Source organism: Streptomyces sp. NPDC031274 (assembly GCF_055570235.1).
The window spans coordinates 1-1316 of record NZ_JBVIHP010000273.1 but is presented as its reverse complement, the minus strand read 5'-3'; the positions used below and the strand labels follow the sequence as shown (position 1 = coordinate 1316).

General features: G+C 70.1%; 2 protein-coding genes and 1 pseudogene. All 3 read left to right on the top strand.

What is annotated here, in order from left to right:
• Nucleotides 1–262 (top strand): UDP-N-acetylglucosamine 2-epimerase (locus ACZ5CR_RS45605; protein WP_468869691.1); only part of this gene is annotated, 262 nt, incomplete at its 5' end.
• A 47-nt stretch (nucleotides 263–309) separates the two neighbouring features.
• On the top strand, nucleotides 310–1083 hold the full coding sequence (locus ACZ5CR_RS45600) for a hypothetical protein (protein WP_468869688.1): 774 nt from the start codon (nucleotides 310–312) through the stop codon (nucleotides 1081–1083).
• An 18-nt stretch (nucleotides 1084–1101) separates the two neighbouring features.
• A pseudogene (locus ACZ5CR_RS45595) lies at nucleotides 1102–1316 on the top strand (VCBS repeat-containing protein); the annotation flags it as partial.

Genomic DNA, 1316 nt, shown 5'->3' with positions numbered 1-1316 from the left:
GGCCGGTACCGCACGGCTGGTCGGAACCGACCGGGACGGCATCGTCGCGGCGGCGACCGAACTGCTGCGCAGCCCCGAGGCATACCGCCGCATGGCCACCGCCGCCAACCCGTACGGCGACGGCCGCGCGACGGAGCGCACCGTCCAGGCCATCGCCCACTACTTCGGCGACGGCCCGGCGGCCGAGTCCTTCGCCCCGGCCACCCCCATCGACGACCTGTCCGTGGAACTGGCCCGTACCGCCACCGCCGCGCCCGCCTGAGCCGCGCGGCCCGGAGCACCCACACCAACCGGCAAGGGAAGCAGACCGTGAACCACCCCGCCCCTCTCGTCCGCACCACGGCCGAGGAACGCAACGCCGAGATTCCGCTCAACTTCACGGGCCGGCACGTCGAGGCCACGCTGGTGCGCAACGCGGAGAACTACTTCGTGCGTGGCTCCGTCATCGTCGTCAACCTCGGCGTCGACGCGGTCCACATCGCCCAGGAGCCGCGCAAGGGCATCCCGCCGCTGTCGTCCACCATCCTGCGCGAGAGCGCCGTCGAACGGGCCGACGCCCTCGTCCTGTTGCGCACGGACGACGGCGTACCCGTGGCGCCGATCGTCGACGAGCCGGGGTGGCGACTCCTCGGCGACCTGCTGGCACAGGCCCCGCAGCACGGCGAGGGAACCCCGTTCCCCCGGGACACCCCCCTGTGGCGCAGCCCACAGGACGACGCGGGGGTGATCAGCTTCGATCCCGCGTACGTCCTCAAGCAGGCCCAACAGCCCGAGCGGGAACAGCAGTTCCAGATCAAGGTGAACCTCTGGTTCGCTCCGGCGGGCACCGACTGCGCCATCCACAACCGGCACGACTTCATCGAGGTGCACACCCAGGTCCACGGGCTGGGGAGCATGCAGAAGTTCAGCGCCCAGGACCACGCGGCGCTCTACGAGGACCTGCGGATGAGCCCGGGATACACCACCCCGGACCCCTTCTGTGTCCAGGAGTCCGACGGCTCGTACCGCTACCCCTGGCACCAGTACCGCGCCGACACCGACTGCGTCTGGCTCGCCGTCGAATACCACGCCATCGCCCGCTGAGACGTCCTGGAGAAGACCATGTCCCACAATGACGCGGCCCCGTTCCGCACTCCCAAGTTCACCCCCGAGACGGTCGCCGACCAACTGCGCGACGGATACTGGCTCGAGGCGCCCGACATCGACAACGACGGCAGGCCCGACCTGTTCGGCTACGGCCTGAGCCTGGGCGAGATCTACTGGTACCAGAACGGCGAGGACTGGACCCGGCGCCTGGTCGCCGACCGGATCAAGAT